Below are 17,041 nucleotides of genomic sequence, written 5' to 3' on the forward strand. Positions count from 1 at the left end.
TCATTTTTGCAGGATAAACGCGGCAGAGTGTAAAAGGTGCGTTTGCCGCTGTGAAACGGTAATATTTGCCGGTTGCTGTTAAAATTTTTGAAGGCAGATTATGTGGTCAGAATATGCATTAGAGGTCGTTGACGCGGTTGCCCGCGGGGGCAGTTTCAGCGCCGCCGCGCAGGAGTTACATCGGGTGCCCTCTGCTATCAGCTACACGGTGCGTCAGCTGGAGAACTGGCTGGCAGTGCCACTGTTCGAACGCCAGCATCGCGAAGTAGTGCTGACGCCAGCAGGCGAACATTTTGTCCGGGAAGGGCGCAGCGTCATCAAAAAAATGCTTGCCACCCGGCGGCAGTGTCAGCAACTGGCCAACGGCTGGCGGGGGCAGCTCAGCATTGCCGTTGACCGTATCGCAAAACCTCAGCGCACCCGGCAGCTGGTTAAAGACTTCTATCGCCACTTTCCCGATATGGAACTGATCATCAGCTATGAAGTTTTTAACGGCGTCTGGGATGCGCTGGCCGACGGTCGGGTGGAAGTTGCGATTGGGGCCACTCAGGCGATTCCGGTAGGCGGACGGTTTGCATTTCGCGATATGGGTATGCTCAACTGGCGTTGCGTGGTCGCGCCCGAGCATCCTCTGACGCAGGCGAGCCAGATCGATGATGATACGCTGCGTAGCTGGCCGTCACTGGTGCTGGAAGATACATCACGCGCACTGCCGCGTCGTATGACATGGACGCTGGATAACCAGCGCAGGCTGGTGGTGCCGGAGTGGCAAACCGGACTGGAATGCGTGCAGGCAGGCTTATGTGTGGCGATGGTGCCGGGTCATCTGGCCAGACCACTGCTCGACAGCGGCGAGCTGGTCGAACTGACGCTGCCGGTGGCATTTCCGGATAGCCCCTGTTGCGTCAGCTGGGCTGAGGATCGCGCATCACCGGCGACAGGCTGGTTGCTCAGCTATCTGGGTGATGCGCAAACTCTTAATCAGGAGTGGTTAAGCGAGCATTAACGGCGATAGTCGCGGAACGGGCCATCGGCCACGGAACGGCGCTCAATCAGCGTGGGATGGACCTCAATCGTTTGTGACACTTCGCGCTTACTGGTAATGCGGTCCAGAAGCATTTCCAGCGCTTTCTCACCCAACTGGGCTTTAGGCTGATGCACTGTGGTCAGGGCCGGTGCGAAATAACGGGCGTTGCGCACATTGTCATAGCCGATCACCGAAATATCCTGTGGGACGCGCAAACCCATCTCGTCGGCGGCGCAAATCGCGCCCATCGCCATGATGTCACCGCCACAGAACACCGCCGTCGGACGCTGCTTCTGCGACAGGATCTGCTGCATCGCCTGATAGCCCGATTCCGGCTCAAAGTCACCCTGTACAATCCACTCGGCACGCGGCTGAATACCCGCTTCTTCCAGTGCCTTCAGGAAACCGGCATGGCGTCCGCCGCCGGTGTTACGCTCCATCTGACCGGGGATAGCACCAATATCACGGTGTCCGCGTTCAATCAGATAACGTCCCGCCAGATAGCCGCCCTGGAAGGCGTTATCGAGAACCGTATCGGTAAAGTCGGCGCGCGATTCACCCCAGTCCATCACCACCATCGGGATATTGCGGTTCTCTTCCAGCATCTGCAGCAGATCGTCCGGATACTCAGAGCACATCACCAGCAGGCCATCGACGCGCTTCTGCGCCATCATGCTGAGGTAGGCGCGCTGTTTTTGCAGGTCGTTATGCGCATTACCCAGAATCAGCGTATAGCCTTTATCAAAACAGTGGTTTTCAACCGCTTCAATAATTTCAGCGAAATAGGGCGCTTCGCTGGAGGTGGCAAGCAGGCCCAACGTTTTGGTGTGGTTTACTTTCAGGCTGCGCGCCACCGCACTTGGCGAGTAGTGCAGTTCCTTAATTGCCTGCCAGACCGCCTCGCGTGTCTCTTCAGCGACAAAGCGTGTTTTATTGATGACGTGCGAAACGGTGGTCGTTGAGACGCCAGCGCGTTTCGCCACATCTTTAATTGTTGCCATGAAAATCGGACTCCAGTGCTTACCTAACTCTATGATAAGCGTAATGTTAAACGTTTGCGTCTGCTCAGGGTTTTTTCCGCAAAAATGCGGCTTTTCTGGCCGGTAAACAGGCGACTGGCGGAGAAAAAACGCCTGAAAAGATGCGCAAACGGAATCAGGGATGCGCGCGTTGCGCAACAAAGGCGGGATTCTAACAAGGCTGAACGGATAAAACGAGATTTTTACCGGACCCTGTGGGAAAATGCCATATCCCTGCAAAGTGTGTGACTAAGGAGCAAGCAATGAGTACCGATTTGAAACTGGCTTTGATGACCACTATCGGCTGTCTGCTGATGATTGTGGCCTTTAGTTTTACTGCCATTCTGCACTAATAAAAAAGCCGGGATTATCCCGGCTTCTTTCGGACTATACTGCTGCTCAGCGAATGGTTTTCGGCGTCATCACCCGACGGGCACCAATATAGTGGCGCTGCCAGTAATCTTCCCCTAATGCACTGATCTGAATATCTTTGCCGGTACGCGGCGACTGAATAAACTTGCCATCGCCCAGGTAAACGCCGACGTGGTCTGCCGTGCCGCGGCCATTAATACGGAAGAAGACCAGATCGCCTTTCTCCAGCGACTCACGCTTGATCGGCGCGGCGTCTCGCAGGTGATACATTTCATTAGCGGTACGCGGGATCTTAAACTTCACCAGGTCTTTATAGGCATACCAGACCAGACCGCTGCAATCGAAACCTGTATGTGGAGAAGTGCCGCCCCACTGATAGGGTTTACCCAACTGCCCCATCAGCTTGGTCATTGCGGTCTCACGCGCCTTCTGATAGCGCTGGCGGTGGGATTTGCTCATTTTAATCGTGCCTGGCTCGCGGGTGGTGACCTCAGCGGTTTTCAGCTGGCGCTGATGCCCATAGCGTTTCTTCTCTTTGTTTTTTTCTTTGCTTTTGCTGATACGGGCGGTTTTGAGCGAGGTCTTCTTAGCAGGCGTCTGTTTAGCAGTGAGTTCGACTTTTTTCTGTTTTTTCGTTTTAAGTTTTTGATCAGGGCTGAGACGAGTTTTTTTTGTCACCGTTTTTACCGGGCGACGCTTGCGGCGTTCATCGTCGCGCGCACTCTTTTTCTCTGCTTTATGCGTACTGACGTTCACCGGCGCGTGAGGCGACGCAGCGGCGATGTTGAAAAACAGTTGCGCAAAGGCCAGCATAAAAAGCGTAATGATTAAACGCATAGTCCATTAATTAGTTAAGTTGTCAGGGCCACTACGCACCGCGACAAAGTTGAGATTAATCTGATCCAGGATCAGTGCCCAGGCCATTCTAGTCCAGTTCGCTTAAAAACTGTAATGCCTTTTAATGTTAATCTTTGCAGCCCACGTGATTGCACTGAAAATGAACATTTTCAGCATGTTATACCAACGGAATTATTACGAATTATTAAACTGTTACCAGCTGTTAATACCTGAAGTTAAATGTCCTGCGAGCGGGACTTAACAATGATGGTCATTTAATCGGGCAGCGAGCAAAATCTCATTTTCAGTCACGCTGCGAAGTCGCTACAATAAACAAACACGAAGTAACGAATTAAGGAAGGCAATTATGAGTACTGTAGAAAAAATTCAGCGCCAGATCGCAGAAAACCCGATCCTGCTGTACATGAAAGGTTCCCCGAAACTGCCAAGCTGCGGTTTCTCTGCACAGGCGGTGCAGGCGCTGTCAGCCTGCGGTGAGCGTTTTGCTTACGTGGATATTCTGCAGAATCCGGACATTCGTGCTGAGCTGCCGAAATACGCTAACTGGCCGACCTTCCCACAGCTGTGGGTGGATGGTGAGCTGGTCGGTGGATGCGACATCATCGTCGAGATGTTACAGCGTGGTGAACTGCAGTCGCTGATCAAAGAGACCGCAGAAAAATTTAAAGAAGCAGAATAAAAAAAGGCCGACATCATGTCGGCCTCTTTCATTGTGGCATCCCTTATGCGGATGTCGTGGCGTCTGCGTCACCCCCGGCGAAGGGCAGAGGCCAGCCACCTAACCGTTTCCAGCGGTTCACCAGTTCGCAGAACAGTGTCGCTGTCTGCTGAGTGTCATAGAGCGCTGAATGCGCCTGGGTACTGTCAAACTCCATTCCCGCCGCAATACAGGCTTTCGCCAGCACCGTCTGACCCAGCACCAGTCCGCTCAGCGCTGCGGTATCAAAGGTGGCAAACGGGTGAAACGGATTGCGCTTCAGGCTGGCACGTTCTGCTGCCGCTGACATAAAGTTCAGATCAAACGTGGCATTGTGCGCCACCATAATGGCGCGATTGCAGCCGCTGTCTTTAATGCCTTTGCGCACCATTTTGAAAATGGCGTGCAGCGCCTCATATTCACTCACCGCACCGCGCAGCGGATTACTCGGATCGATACCGGTAAAGGCCAGCGCTTCCGGATGCAGCAGCGATCCGACAAAGGGTTCGACGTTGAAATGCAGCGTCTGGTCAATCTGAATCCATCCCTCTTCATCCATTTTCAGCGTGATAGCGGCAATCTCCAGTAACGCATCGGTTTGCGCGTTGAAACCAGCGGTTTCAACGTCGATCACCACCGGATAGAAGCCACGGAAACGTTGATTGAGTGCATTAGGGGAATTCGATTCAGACATCAGGATCTCGTTGCAGAAAAAGGGCAGCGCGTATTATGGCAAAAAACGGGGCCGGGTGCAGCAGATGAAGCGCAGAGAAGGGGATTCAGCCCACCGGGTCAGGCGGGCTGGGAGGCAGGTTTAGTTGCCCAGGCCGTTACCGGCATCTTTGTTTTCGATCAGCTCGATTTTGTAGCCATCGGGATCTTCAACAAAGGCAATAATGGTGGAGCCGCCTTTAACCGGGCCTGCTTCACGGGTCACGTTGCCGCCATCTTTGCGGATACGTTCGCAGGCTGCTGCTGCGTCATCGACGCCTAGCGCGATGTGACCATAAGCATCGCCGAGGTCATATTTATCAACGCCCCAGTTGTAGGTCAGCTCGATCACCGCACCTTCGCTTTCGTCGGTGTAGCCTACGAACGCCAGGGTATATTTATATTCGGTGTTTTCGCTCTGACGCAGCACGCGCATGCCCAGCACACGGGTGTAGAAATCGATTGAACGTTGCAGATCGCCAACGCGCAGCATGGTATGAAGTAAACGCATAACATCCTCTTTTAAATAAAACGCCATCGCCGGATGACCCAGGCGCTAAGTATAGCGACGAAAATCGCCATTGAATAATGGCTGCCGTCATCGTCCCGGACGGCAGCCCAAACAGATTACAGTGTCGGGTAGTCGATATAACCTTCCGCGCCGCCGCCGTAGAAGCTTTCCGGGCGCTGTGGGTTAAGTGGGGCATCCTGCTGGAGACGCTCAACCAGATCCGGGTTAGCAATGTAATCACGACCAAACGCAACCGCATCGATCAGACCGCGACCAATCAGATCATCCGCTTTCTCAACGGTGTAAGCACCGGCACCAATGATGGCGCCCGGGAAGAGATCGCGCACTTTCTGGCGGAAGGCGTCGGTGTAAGGCTTGCCGCCGGCCCAGTCTGGTTCAGAGAGGTGCAGATAGGCGATGTTGCGTTTTGCCAGCTCACCGATGTACCACAGCGCCGCTTCTTCTTCATCCGGACCGTTGTCCAGATTCTGGAAGCTGCCGATAGGCGAGACGCGGATACCAATGCGATCGGCTGACCAGTTGGCGATCACCGCATCGACCACTTCCAGCGCAAAGCGACCGCGTTTTTCGATGCTGCCACCATATTCGTCGGTACGCTGGTTTGAACCCGGCGCCAGGAACTGGTGAATCAGGTAGCCGTGCGCGGAGTGCAGCTCAAGCAGGTCGAAGTCTGCTTCACGTGCGTTCGCCGCAGCCTGACCAAAATCGGCCACAATCTGCTGGATCTCCGGCACCGTCAGTTCGCGCGGTACAGAGGTGTCTTCGCGATAGACGCTGCCATCTTCAGCACGCAGTGACGTACGCGTACCCGCGGCAATGGCGGATGGCGCTACCGGTGCTTTGCCTTCCGGCTGCACGCTGTTATGCGAGATACGACCGGTGTGCCATAACTGCACGGCGGTATGACCGCCCGCCTGATGGACACCTTCGTTAATCACTTTCCACGCGGCAATCTGTGGCTGCGTATGTAAGCCTGGGGCACCGGCATAGCCTTTTGCCTGGAAAGAGATCTGGGTTGCTTCGGTGATAATCAGACCGGCGCTGGCGCGCTGACGGTAATACTCCGCCATCATTGGGGTAGGGATGTCGCCTGGCTCAATGCTGCGCAGACGGGTCAGCGGTGCCATAAATACGCGGTTTGGGACGGTAATTGCGCCGACTTTCAGCGGACGAAACAGCTGGGTACTCGCCATAATAGCTCCTGATTAGTAGACCAGTCGTCTACAAACACGTTTTTTAAAAATCAGTGGCTTTCAAGCCACTGTTCGATGGTACTCAGTGCCAGACGCAGTGGCTGCGCCTCGCGGGAAATTTTGCTCTGCAGACTGGCTCCCAGCCACAGCAGCGACAGCAACTCTGCCATCTGCGCGGGGGGCTGCGGCAGGCTCAGCGACTCCTGCTGCTCTGCGGCAATCAGCGTCCGGGCATAGAGCGCGGTAATCTTTCCTGCACCCTGCTGCAGTGCATCACGCATCGGCTCAGAGAGATCGCAGACCTCAGCAGAAACTTTGACGCCCAGACAACCGACAATGTGTCCCTGCTGTACGAACAGCTCAACCGCAGCACGAAAATGGTTAAGCAGACGTTCACGCGGCGTGCCGTCTGTCTGGTTGAGCTGTAACTCAACATCCTGCAGATAACGCGCAAAGTAACGTTCCAGTAACGCCACGCCAAACGCCTCTTTAGAGCGGAAATAGTAGTAGAAGGAGCCTTTCGGCACCGCCGCCTGCGTCAGCAGTTCGCTGAGGCCCATTCCGGTAAAGCCGCGTTGCAGACAGAGCTGTTCACCTGTCTGGAGCAGGTGTTCGCGGGTTTCATTGCGTTGTAGCGTCTTATTCATGGCAAAGAGAGTAGTAGACCGGTTGGTCTAATGCAACGCTGCACCGTGCATTTGGCACAGAGTGTTCACTCACCCGTGAGAGAAAAGGATAATTCTGACAAGGCAAAGCTTAATTCCTGCGCATCCAGGCTACGCTTTTTACTGGACTGTTTATTCTGTTAATCCGGAGTCATGGTGGCCGAGCAGCTTGAGTTTTTCCCGGTTCCCAGCCCCTGTCGCGGCATCTGCCAGACCGATGCACGTGGCTACTGCCTGGGATGTTTACGCAGCCGCGATGAGCGGTTCAACTGGCTGCGCTTCAGCGATGCGCAAAAGCGGGAAGTCATTCGTCTCTGTCAGCAGCGTCGTCTGCGCCTGCAGCGGCAGCAGAAAGGCGAGGAGCCACCCGAGCCACAACAGCCGGAGTTATTCTGACGACTTTCCGCTTTCCGTTATACTCTCTGACACTCTAATTACAGCCAATGCGCAACAGGGAGAACGTCATGTTAGAACCGCAGGCCATCGCTTTACAGGGCCCCGATTTTTCACCGCTGGTTATGGGGTACTGGCGTCTGATGGAGTGGGGCATGTCGCCGCAGGAGCGGGTTGCGTTTATTGAGCACCATCTGAGGCTCGGCATTACCACCGTTGACCATGCTGACATCTACGGCGACTACCAGTGTGAGGCGGCCTTTGGCGAGGCGCTTAAGCTGGCTCCCGGACTGCGCGATCAGCTTCAGATTGTGACCAAGTGCGGCATTGCCACCCGCGCCCGGCCTGAACATCAGATTGGTCACTACATTACCGACAAAAATCATATCCTGCTGAGTGCTGAAAACTCGCTGCGCCATTTCCATACCGATCGTCTCGATTTGCTGCTGATCCATCGTCCTGATCCGCTGATGGCGGCTGACGAAGTGGCTGAAGCCTTCATGGCACTTCATCAAAGCGGCAAGGTGCTGAATTTTGGCGTCTCGAATTTCACACCATCCCAGTTTTCACTGCTGCAATCCCGTCTGCCGTTCTCGCTGGTCACGAACCAGCTGGAGATTTCACCCGTGCAGCAAAGCGTGCTGCTGGATGGATCGCTGGATCAGTGCCAGCAACTGCGCATTCGTCCGATGGCCTGGTCGTGTCTCGGCGGCGGACGTCTGTTCAACGATCCTCACTTCCAGCCACTGCGTAATGAACTTGAGATGGTGCGGCAGGAAACCGGTGCCACCAGTCTGGAACAGGTAGTTTATGCCTGGATACTGATGCTGCCGTCGCGACCGCTACCTATCATTGGTTCAGGCAAAGCGGCGCGCGTCAGCGAAGCCGCCGGGGCACTGGATTTATCCCTGTCGCGACAGCAGTGGTTCCGTATTCGCAAAGCGGCGCTGGGATTTGATGTGCCCTGAAGCGTAAAACTGCGTCAATCTTCGGCAAAATAGTGCAATAGCGACCAGACTTATCTCAAACCCTGGGATACAAATGGAGTCACCATGAAAATGAAAGCAGTTGCGCTTTTTGCGCTGATCGCCTGCGGCTCAGCACAGGCTGCCAGCGAGCAGGTTACAATCCATCAGGTTACCGCTGAAGGGATTGGCAAATCGCTGGGCACCGTTAAGATTGACGAGACCCAGTATGGTCTGCAGTTTACGCCGGAACTGCAGGGACTGAAGCCGGGCATTCACGGTTTTCATGTTCATGCTAAAGGCAGCTGTGAGCCGGGTGAATCTGAGGGTAAAGTGGTCGCCGCCGGTGCGGCTGGCGGTCACCTGGATCCGGCTAACAGCGGCAAACATCTGGGGCCGTATGCTGAAGGTCACCTGGGCGACCTGCCCGCTGTCTATGTCGATGAGAAAGGCAACGCCACCTATCCGGTGCTGGCGCCACGGCTGAAATCGTTAAAAGAGATCAAAGGCAAAGCGCTGATGGTGCATGCCGGCGGGGATAATCATGCCGACCATCCTGCACCGCTGGGCGGCGGCGGGGCGCGTTATGCGTGCGGCGTTATCTGAATTTCCGGGCGGCAGGCGATAGCCGCCCTTTTTTATCCCGCCTGTTTATGAATTGTTATACCATCCCTGACATTTCCCCCCTATGATATTGATTCAGGTAAGAAAGCGTGATGAGGAAAGGAGTGGGAAAATGAAATTCAAGGGTGCATTACTGCTGTGTCTGCTGCTGGTGGGATGCGATAAACCCAACGATACGCAGCTGGTCACGGAAACCGGACGGGAGCTTCAGCGCACCATTGATACCAGCAAGATGCGTGTCACCTGTGAAAAGATCGCCAAAGGTCGTGAATGGCTCAGTCGCAACATGGTGCGCAAGCTGGAAGCGCAGGGGTGCGATCAGGTTTTTCGCAGCGCCACTGAAACCAATTTCACTGACACCACGATCTATCGTCGCACCATGACCATGGTGTGCGGCGGCATTCACGGCCAGAGTTTCACCGGCACCGAACTGACGCGTCGCTTTATCTTCTCACCTGATGAGAAAGCGCTGGTGATTGAACCGATGACCGAGATGGATAAAACCCGCTTCGAGGGCCATAAAACGCTGCAACAGTTGCAGGATGATTTTAACCGTCAACAGCAGCAGTATTGCCAGTAATCACTCCGGCACAGCCTGCTTCAGCTGTGCCAGCGAACAGCGTAATCGCCAGATAATCCCCGCCAGTTCGCTGGCCTCATTGTTTTCCAGCGCCAGTAACGCGGTAATAGTCGCTTCCAGTTCAGTCAGCATCTGTTCCAGCGAACTGTGCCGTACGCCGCGGCTGCTGATAATCTGCTGTAAATTTTGCAGGCTGTTATCGCGAAACGCCATCAGCGTTGCTGAACCGGCACGCCATTCACGCAGCTGCCAGACGATATGCGAACAGTTGAGCAGCACCACGCCCCAGCGCAGAAGCCAGACGCGCGCCTGCTCATCCCGGCTATGGCTGAGCTGGCTGATGCGATGATAAATCTGCGATTCAAAGCGGCTCTCGCTGAGCCGGGGTCGTTGCCGCAGCTGATCGAGAAACGCCAGCCGCAGTGCCCGGATATGCCGCCGGCTGCGCCGCGCATCGGAGCTGGGCCGCAGAATCTGAAACGCCAGCCAGGCGAGTAGCACCCCGCAGACTTTGGCGATGTTATCGTTAAAAAAATCCTGATAATCCCACGTGGGCGGGTTAGTCACCGCGATAAACGAGCCCATAAAGACGATGAACTGCCCCCACATCCCGGCGCGCTGTTTCTGCTGCAGCTTGAAGAGTTGCAGCGTCACCAGCAGCGGAAACAGAAACAGTAAAAACAGCCATAGCTGACCGATCTGCACCATCAGGCCAAACTTCATCACAAAACTAAATGCAAACAGCCACAGCAGCGTTTTCAGCAGCAGCGTCACGCTGCCGCCGGGTGAGGGGGCAGAGGCATAGAGCACGCAGGCAATGGCGGTCAGGGTGAGCGCCGAGGCCCCGGAAGACCATTGCGTGTTAATCCAGAAGGCGCAGCCCAGGACGATCACGCAGAAGGTGCGCAGGGCGCTCCAGCCCGCTTCGGCACTGTCACTGTCACGCGCCAGCGCCGGAACCGGCGGCGGCTGAAAACGGGTATCGGCATCGGCGCGATCCAGCAGGCGGATCCAGCGCAGCACGTTGAGGTACATCCAGCAGAAGTAGCGCAGCCGCTGACAAAAGGCACGCTGCCGGTAGTCGCCATCCGCTGCGGGTGTCACGCTGCGCAGGATTTGCGCCAGACGATATTTATCACACGCCGGTTTTGCCAGCTCCGCCAGCAGTTGCTGCAGCGCCTCAAACAGCGCCTCTGGCGCGTCGGGCCAGTTGAGCAGCATGCGGCGCAGGCTCGAGAGCACGCTGGTAAGTCGCAGCTGCTGGTGCAGCACATAGTTCAGGACGTTGTTCTGTCGGCGAAAACGGTAGTGGCTCCAGAACGCCTGAATGCGCAGCAGATTCATGGTGAGGATCTGGCTGATGACGTTTTCATGTGCGGTGCGAATAGTATCGCTGGCCGAGGGCTGCAGCAGTAATACCGCATGTTCCAGCAATCGCGCATGCATCTGTTTTAGGGAGGTAATCAGCGTTTCGCCATCGGAGGTGCTTGGCAGCACCATCATCATCAAACCTGCGCAGAGAATACCGGAGATCACCTCACAGACGCGTGCCTGGGCGATGGTCCACAGCGAGGTGATATCGGTGATGTTGACGCTGCTGAAGGCAATAATAGCGGCAGTGTAACCCGCCAGCGAAAAGGCGTAGGCGACATTGTTCTGGTAGTGGTTTGCAATGCCGGTGCAGAGCGCCAACCAGCCGGCAATCGCAAAGGTAAACAGCCACGGCTCATTCAGGGTATGTCCGGCAATCAGCAGCGCGGCGGTGGCCCCGAGCAGACTGCCGACGATGCGGCCCAGACTTTTACCGATAGCGCCGCCCACGGTAGGAAAGCTGATCACGGCGGCGGAGGTCATCGCCCAGTAAGGCTCATCAAGATCCAGGCCATAGGCGATGCTCAGCGCCAGACACATCGCGATAGCATTACGCAACGCATAGCGCCACTGACCGCCGTTCGCCTTAATCCAGGGCAGTTGATTCCAGGCCAGCCACTGAACATTCATGGCTGGATGGTGATGGTACAGCTGGTGCCAGCAACCAGACTGGTATCCGCCGGGAGCGGATCGAGACGAATGCGCACCGGCACCCGCTGCGCCAGCCGCACCCAGGGCACGTTGGGTTTGATATCGGGCACCAGACCGCTGTCGGTCTCAATGCTCTGGTCATAGATAGCGCGGCCAATGCTGTCCACCTGGCCCTGCAGCCGCATGCCATTGCTGTAGAGCACCACCTGAGCCGCCGCACCAGCGTGAATATGGCGCAGCTTGGTCTCTTCAAAATAGCCCATAACGTAGTAAGAGTGGCTGTCGACCAGCGCAAACAGGGGCGACCCCGCTGTCGCATAGTTGCCGGGACGAAGCGTCAGATTCGTGATCCAGCCATCTGTCGGTGCGCTCAGCGTCGTCTGCTGCAGATTCCAGCGTGCCCGTTCCAGCTCCGCCTGCGCGGCTTTGGCACTGGCGGCGGCGGCTTCTGCGCTTAAGCGTGCCGCATCCAGATCCTCTGCGGAGATGATGTTACGCGGCAGACTGCTGCGCCGGTGATATTCATGCTGCGCTTTCGCCAGGTCCGCCTGCGCTTTGCTGAGCTGGGCGGCAGCGTTGTCGAGTGCAATCTGCCATGGCACCGGGTCCAGCGTTAACAGCAACTGGCCCTGATGCACGAACTGATTGTCTCTGACCTTCAGTTGCGTAATCCGGCCCGACACCTGAGGCGTAATATCCACCAGCTCTGCCCGCACTTTTCCGTCACGCGTCCAGGGTGACTGCATGTAGTAGTTCCACAGCCAGCCACCGGCCAGCAGCGCCAGCGCAAACACAATCAGCGTTGAAAAGTATTTTACCGCGTTAAATTTCATATCGATTATCCGTGACCGATGAGCCAGAGTGCGGCGGTAACGCACAGCACAAACAGGGAGAGATCAAACAGGGTGGGATGCCAGACGTCGCCGGAGTAGATCCAGCCGCGTACCAGCGGGTGAATCAGCAGCCAGAAAAAGAAGCCGAGCAACACCGCTTTGAATATCGGCGGGAAAAAAAGCGAGGCGCCCACGACCAGATCGGTTAGCGGTTTCGCACCTGAAAAAGCAGGAGTGAGCACGTGATAACATCCTTCGTTAACCCAAACGGCAGACTGAACGCGCTGCCGCGTAATCGTAGCCTGGTCCGGGATTTGTAATTTGTCCTGTAAACTCGCAGAATAGTGTAAAATCTGGCTTGATAGCTAGCAAGCTAATTATAAGGAGATGAAATGGATACGCCCCTCGGAACGGATTTATCTCGCCTGGTGCGCATCTGGCGCGCGTTGATTGATCAGCGGCTCAAGCCGCTTGAGCTGACTCAGACTCACTGGGTGACGTTGCACAATATTCATCAACTGCCGCCCGAACAGTCGCAGATTCAGTTAGCCAAGGCGATTGGTATTGAACAGCCTTCGCTGGTGCGGACGCTGGATCAACTGGAAGAGAAAGGATTAATTACCCGTTCGACCTGCGCCAACGATCGTCGCGCCAAGCGCATTAAGCTGACGCAGCAGGCGGAGCCGATTATCGAACAGGTTGAGAGTGTGATTGATGAGACGCGGGATGACATTCTGTCCGGCATCAGTCGGGAAGAAATTAGTCAGATGGTGACGCTGATCGCCCGGCTTGAGAAAAACATTCTCGAACTTCAGCACAAAGAGAAATAAAAAAACCGACGCCCGGGCGTCGGTTTTTTGTTTTGCAGCCTTAGCGAGGTGAAACCGTCACCTGGCTGCCGTTGGACGCCATAACAACACGCTGGCCAACGGAGTAACGCGAGGCGGCCTGTTTCTGAACCACCATGATGGTGTTGCCATCATCCTTACGGATTTCCAGCTCAACGCCATCGGTTTTATTGATTGCGCCCTGAACACCCTGGCCTGCTACGCCACCCAGAACCGCACCACCGGCTGTTGCCAGGCTACGTCCGGTGCCGCCACCAATGGTATTACCCAGGAAGCCACCCAGCACCGCACCACCGATTGCACCGATGACGTTGCTTTCATCACCGCCCTGGATTTTCACCGGACGCACAGAGACCAGAGTACCGTACGACACGCTCTGCACCTGCTTGGCTTCACTGGCACTGTAGGTATCACCCGACAGCGTACTGGTATTGCTACAACCTGCCAGCATCGCACCGGCCAGAGCGACCACAATTACACGCTTAATCATTTGAAACTCCTTTAGTCGAGAAGGCGCCACGTTTATCGCTATATCCTGCACACAGTATAAGACACAAAACTGGCAAATTAATCCCTGTCCGAATAAAACACGGTTGGACGAAGCATAGACTATGTAAGATCAACAATAATTCAATCGTCGTCTAAAAATAGTCCCGTCACGTTACTGGTCAGCACGATCGGATAAAAAGAATTTAATCATAGAATTAGCGATCATTATTTGTCAGGCTAACCGCAGATGAATCGCACTTCCCGCCGGAAGTAAGGAATGGTTATGAAATCAGGACGCTATATCGGGGTAATGTCAGGCACCAGCCTGGATGGCGTGGATGTGGTGCTGGCCGCCATTGATGAGAATATGGTGGCGCAGCAGGCAAGTTACTGCCATCCGATGCCACCTGCGCTGCGTCAGGCCATTCTGGGGATTTGCCAGGGGCAATCCCTGACCCTGTCACAGCTCGGTCAGCTTGATACCCGCCTCGGCCAGCTCTTCGCTGAAGCCGTCGTGACATTGATGAAGCGCGAATCGCTGGAGGCCAGCGATATCACGGCGATTGGCTGTCATGGTCAGACCGTCTGGCATGAGCCCCAGAGTGACGCGCCAAATACGCTGCAGATTGGTGACAATAATCAGATTGTCGCGGCAACTGGCGTCACCGTGGTGGGCGATTTTCGCCGCCGTGACATGGCGCTGGGCGGGCAGGGCGCGCCGCTGGTGCCTGCTTTTCATCAGGCGCTGCTGATGGATGCCGCAGAACGCCGCATGGTGCTGAATATTGGTGGCATCGCCAATCTCTCGCTGCTGATCCCTGGACAGGCGGTGCGCGGCTTCGATACTGGTCCCGGCAATATGCTGATGGACGCCTGGATATGGCGCAATCAGGGTCAGCCTTATGATAATGATGCGCAGTGGGCGCGCAGCGGCTCGGTGATCCCGGCTCTGCTGGAGGCGCTGTTGCGCGAACCCTGGTTTGCGTTGCCGCCGCCGAAGAGCACCGGGCGCGAACACTTCAATCTGGGCTGGCTGGAGCAGCATCTGCGCTATTTCCCCGGTCTGGCACCGCAGGATGTGCAGGCCTCGCTGGTGGAGCTGACCGCCATCACTATTACACAGCAGGTGTTACTCAATGATGGCTGCGATCGTCTGCTGGTGTGCGGCGGCGGCAGTCGCAATCCGCTGCTGATGGCGCGGCTGGCAGCACACCTTCCCGGAACGGAAGTGGCGACCACCGATGCGGCGGGTATCAGTGGTGATGACATGGAAGCGCTGGCGTTTGCCTGGCTGGCGTTCCGTACGCTCTCCGGTCTGCCGGGCAATCTGCCTGCGGTGACGGGCGCACGAGAGAAAAGCGTGATAGGCGCAATTTATCCGGCCAATTCCCTCTACCGGCGTTAAGCGGGGGATGCGGGGGACAGTTTGCCCCCGCAGGCGAGCAGGCGGCCGTCAGGCGGCGCCGGAGAGATGCGTCAGATTACGAACCCCGGTAATCACCGTGGCAACCATGGTTTCACGTCGGGTAATGACCTCAACCTGATAAAACCGGCTGCGGTAGGCGATGGAATAGATGATGGGATGGTACTTATTCCCTTCTCCGTAGCGGGCGTAATGCGCTTCGAGCGCACGGGTCGCTGCCAGGATATGGGAGGGTTCTTTATCACCGCGGATGATTTGCTTCATTCAGTTCCTCAAATGCTGTCCCTGGAGTCACGTCGCACGTAATGGCGCGTAGCGCTGGCCTAAACACTGAACATCTGACTGCTAAACATTTAATCACTGATGGGTTCATGACTGACTGTGACGCGGAGAGATGACAGAAAGATGATCCTCCGGCGCTGTAAATTATTTAGCAGCCGCCGGGTGATCCAGCAAGGCAGGGAAGCGTAAAATCATCCAAATCGCAGGAGGTTAAATCAGCTCCGGCCAGGCCACGGCCGCAACGCCATTCAGTTCAGGCTCAGAGAACAGGAATCCCTGGAACTGGGTCACGCCCGCGGCTTCCAGCCACATCCACTCTTCCGGTTGTTCAATGCCTTCGGCGATCACACCGATCTCCAGTGAGGCGCAGCATTTCAGAATGGCGTGGATGATCGCCTGTTTCGGCCCACTTTTATGCACGTCAGAGATGATGGCGCGATCGATCTTAATTTTGTCGGGCTGAATGCGGGTCAGTAGCGACAGCCCGGCAAAACCGGCACCAAAATCATCCAGCGCCAGGCTGATGCCGGCCGCTTTCAGCTGCCTGATGGCGGCTTCAAACGCTTCCGGCTGCGAGATGATTTCATTCTCGGTGAACTCAACCATGACCTGCTCGGGCACCAGCCCCTGGGCAGCAATCTCATCCAGCAAAAAGGGGACGGCGTCAGGCACTTCTACCAGCGTCATCGGCAGCAGATTGATCGACAGGGTCATCCCCTCAATCCCCAGCTTCTTCGCCTGCGCAAAAGCGATCTTTTTCGACTGCAGATCGACCTGATAAAGCTGCTCGCGTGTCAGTCGGGCAAAGTAGTCGAGCGGCGATTCTCCCTGCGGACCGCGCAGCAGTGCTTCCAGTGAAACGATCTCGCAGGCGAAGGGATCAACAATAGGCTGAAACGCAAAGCTGACTTCATCCGTAGCCACCAGCGCCGCATCGCCTTCGCGCTGCTCTGTCTCATTACGAATAAACGTCCAGCCGCTGGCGGCAGGTATCTCGAAATAGTTCTCTTTTTCGCGAGCTTCAACAAAGGTGCGCAGGAACTGCAGTGCGCGATCGGCATAGGTCATCTGATATTTCGTGGTGCATTTTTCCAGCACTGACTCCAGCACGGTTTCCTGATCGTGCAGACGCAGATCGAAGAGCTCCATACCCACATGACCAAAACGTCGCGCCGGGGCGTAATCGCGCAGCAGTTCGACCAGATTGTGGTGGCGCGGATCCTGGCAAATCCGGCTATACACCGCCTTTACTGCCGCCTCCGGGCCTTCCAGAAGCTGGAAAAAATGCGTGCCATTGAATAGTAAAATTCCGGTGACATCGGACGATTTGTTGATTTTATTCGCTTTTCGCGCCAAATCATTCAGGGTCTCGAGCTGCACATGTTCAGTGATGTGGCTGCGATAGATGATTGTCGACAACATTAAGGGTTCCGGAATTTTTTATCTTTTTGTTAAGGCACCTTACCAGAAGCTTCTCCTGGGGAAAACGAGGGCCAGTATGACTTTCT

21 protein-coding genes are annotated in these 17,041 nt (G+C 55.7%); 9 read left to right on the top strand and 12 right to left on the bottom strand.

All coding sequences use genetic code 11. From position 1 onward, the window contains the following. The first annotated feature begins 100 nt into the window (after positions 1-100). Positions 101-1,006: a DNA-binding transcriptional activator PunR gene (punR, locus tag AC6I8C_RS08465; RefSeq protein WP_497822164.1), complete on the top strand. Its 906-nt coding sequence runs from the start codon at positions 101-103 to the stop codon at positions 1,004-1,006. Here the strand turns inward: punR and purR are convergent. Next, positions 1,003-2,028, bottom strand: coding sequence for an HTH-type transcriptional repressor PurR (gene purR, locus AC6I8C_RS08470; protein WP_497822165.1), 1,026 nt, complete (start codon positions 2,026-2,028; stop codon positions 1,003-1,005). The genes punR and purR overlap by 4 nt on opposite strands. A gap of 281 nt (positions 2,029-2,309) precedes the next feature. Between purR and cydH the strand changes: the two genes are divergently transcribed. Next, the gene (gene cydH / locus AC6I8C_RS08475; protein ID WP_497822166.1) at positions 2,310-2,399 is read left to right on the top strand and encodes a cytochrome bd-I oxidase subunit CydH; all 90 of its coding nucleotides are present in this window, start codon (positions 2,310-2,312) and stop codon (positions 2,397-2,399) included. 46 nt (positions 2,400-2,445) lie between these two features. On the opposite strand, the gene AC6I8C_RS08480 is transcribed toward cydH, so the two are convergent. Then, positions 2,446-3,255, bottom strand: coding sequence for a C40 family peptidase (locus AC6I8C_RS08480; RefSeq protein WP_135908994.1), 810 nt, complete (start codon positions 3,253-3,255; stop codon positions 2,446-2,448). A gap of 364 nt (positions 3,256-3,619) precedes the next feature. Here AC6I8C_RS08480 and AC6I8C_RS08485 point away from each other — a divergent pair, with 364 nt between their 5' ends. Then, on the top strand, positions 3,620-3,955 hold the full coding sequence (locus AC6I8C_RS08485) for a Grx4 family monothiol glutaredoxin (RefSeq protein ID WP_179291196.1): 336 nt from the start codon (positions 3,620-3,622) through the stop codon (positions 3,953-3,955). 43 nt (positions 3,956-3,998) lie between these two features. Here AC6I8C_RS08485 and rnt read toward each other — a convergent pair whose 3' ends face one another. The 4 genes from rnt to AC6I8C_RS08505 form a co-directional block, all read right to left on the bottom strand. Then, complete coding sequence (rnt, locus tag AC6I8C_RS08490; RefSeq protein WP_013357711.1) at positions 3,999-4,667, bottom strand: ribonuclease T; 669 nt, start codon at positions 4,665-4,667, stop codon at positions 3,999-4,001. A 120-nt stretch (positions 4,668-4,787) separates the two neighbouring features. Then, entirely contained in the window at positions 4,788-5,195 is a 408-nt protein-coding gene (gene gloA / locus AC6I8C_RS08495; RefSeq protein WP_010245580.1) for a lactoylglutathione lyase, read from the bottom strand. A gap of 116 nt (positions 5,196-5,311) precedes the next feature. Then, the gene (locus AC6I8C_RS08500) at positions 5,312-6,409 is read right to left on the bottom strand and encodes an alkene reductase (protein ID WP_033782946.1); all 1,098 of its coding nucleotides are present in this window, start codon (positions 6,407-6,409) and stop codon (positions 5,312-5,314) included. Between the two features lie 50 nt (positions 6,410-6,459). Then, positions 6,460-7,056, bottom strand: a complete 597-nt coding sequence (locus tag AC6I8C_RS08505; protein ID WP_033732498.1) for a TetR/AcrR family transcriptional regulator — start codon at positions 7,054-7,056, stop codon at positions 6,460-6,462. A gap of 174 nt (positions 7,057-7,230) precedes the next feature. Here AC6I8C_RS08505 and AC6I8C_RS08510 point away from each other — a divergent pair, with 174 nt between their 5' ends. From AC6I8C_RS08510 to AC6I8C_RS08525, 4 genes are all read left to right on the top strand, one after another. Then, positions 7,231-7,470 carry a DUF1289 domain-containing protein gene (locus AC6I8C_RS08510; protein ID WP_107320176.1) on the top strand — a complete coding sequence of 80 codons (240 nt, stop codon included), beginning with the start codon at positions 7,231-7,233 and terminating at the stop codon, positions 7,468-7,470. A 68-nt stretch (positions 7,471-7,538) separates the two neighbouring features. Next, on the top strand, positions 7,539-8,435 hold the full coding sequence (locus AC6I8C_RS08515) for an aldo/keto reductase (RefSeq protein WP_497822167.1): 897 nt from the start codon (positions 7,539-7,541) through the stop codon (positions 8,433-8,435). 84 nt (positions 8,436-8,519) lie between these two features. After that, on the top strand, positions 8,520-9,038 hold the full coding sequence (sodC, locus tag AC6I8C_RS08520; RefSeq protein WP_497822168.1) for a superoxide dismutase [Cu-Zn] SodC: 519 nt from the start codon (positions 8,520-8,522) through the stop codon (positions 9,036-9,038). Between the two features lie 130 nt (positions 9,039-9,168). Continuing rightward, a complete protein-coding gene (locus AC6I8C_RS08525; protein WP_013357718.1) occupies positions 9,169-9,636 on the top strand; it encodes a hypothetical protein in 468 nt (155 codons plus the stop codon). Here the strand turns inward: AC6I8C_RS08525 and AC6I8C_RS08530 are convergent, their stop codons facing one another. From AC6I8C_RS08530 to AC6I8C_RS08540, 3 genes are read right to left on the bottom strand one after another with little or no spacing between them, the layout of a single operon-like run. Continuing rightward, positions 9,637-11,637, bottom strand: coding sequence for an FUSC family protein (locus AC6I8C_RS08530; RefSeq protein WP_497822169.1), 2,001 nt, complete (start codon positions 11,635-11,637; stop codon positions 9,637-9,639). It lies immediately after the preceding gene. Further along, positions 11,634-12,491 carry an efflux RND transporter periplasmic adaptor subunit gene (locus AC6I8C_RS08535; protein WP_497822170.1) on the bottom strand — a complete coding sequence of 286 codons (858 nt, stop codon included), beginning with the start codon at positions 12,489-12,491 and terminating at the stop codon, positions 11,634-11,636. The genes AC6I8C_RS08530 and AC6I8C_RS08535 overlap by 4 nt, the downstream gene beginning before the upstream one ends. Before the next feature lie 5 nt (positions 12,492-12,496). Continuing rightward, the gene (locus tag AC6I8C_RS08540) at positions 12,497-12,733 is read right to left on the bottom strand and encodes a DUF1656 domain-containing protein (RefSeq protein WP_013357721.1); all 237 of its coding nucleotides are present in this window, start codon (positions 12,731-12,733) and stop codon (positions 12,497-12,499) included. A 150-nt stretch (positions 12,734-12,883) separates the two neighbouring features. On the opposite strand from AC6I8C_RS08540, the gene slyA reads away from it, so the two are divergent. Further along, positions 12,884-13,321, top strand: coding sequence for a transcriptional regulator SlyA (gene slyA / locus AC6I8C_RS08545; RefSeq protein ID WP_010245551.1), 438 nt, complete (start codon positions 12,884-12,886; stop codon positions 13,319-13,321). 40 nt (positions 13,322-13,361) lie between these two features. Here the strand turns inward: slyA and slyB are convergent, their stop codons facing one another. After that, on the bottom strand, positions 13,362-13,829 hold the full coding sequence (slyB, locus tag AC6I8C_RS08550) for an outer membrane lipoprotein SlyB (protein WP_013357722.1): 468 nt from the start codon (positions 13,827-13,829) through the stop codon (positions 13,362-13,364). 282 nt (positions 13,830-14,111) lie between these two features. On the opposite strand from slyB, the gene anmK reads away from it, so the two are divergent. Beyond that, positions 14,112-15,233, top strand: coding sequence for an anhydro-N-acetylmuramic acid kinase (anmK, locus tag AC6I8C_RS08555; protein ID WP_497823324.1), 1,122 nt, complete (start codon positions 14,112-14,114; stop codon positions 15,231-15,233). 48 nt (positions 15,234-15,281) lie between these two features. On the opposite strand, the gene AC6I8C_RS08560 is transcribed toward anmK, so the two are convergent. Together AC6I8C_RS08560 and AC6I8C_RS08565 are read right to left on the bottom strand one after the other, a co-directional pair. Further along, the gene (locus tag AC6I8C_RS08560; RefSeq protein ID WP_013357724.1) at positions 15,282-15,515 is read right to left on the bottom strand and encodes a DUF4060 family protein; all 234 of its coding nucleotides are present in this window, start codon (positions 15,513-15,515) and stop codon (positions 15,282-15,284) included. A gap of 228 nt (positions 15,516-15,743) precedes the next feature. Further along, positions 15,744-16,955: a diguanylate phosphodiesterase gene (locus AC6I8C_RS08565; protein WP_497822171.1), complete on the bottom strand. Its 1,212-nt coding sequence runs from the start codon at positions 16,953-16,955 to the stop codon at positions 15,744-15,746. Between the last annotated feature and the right edge of the window lie 86 nt (positions 16,956-17,041).

The sequence above is a fragment of the Pantoea sp. X-Soil-YNGN-844 genome (assembly GCF_059730595.1).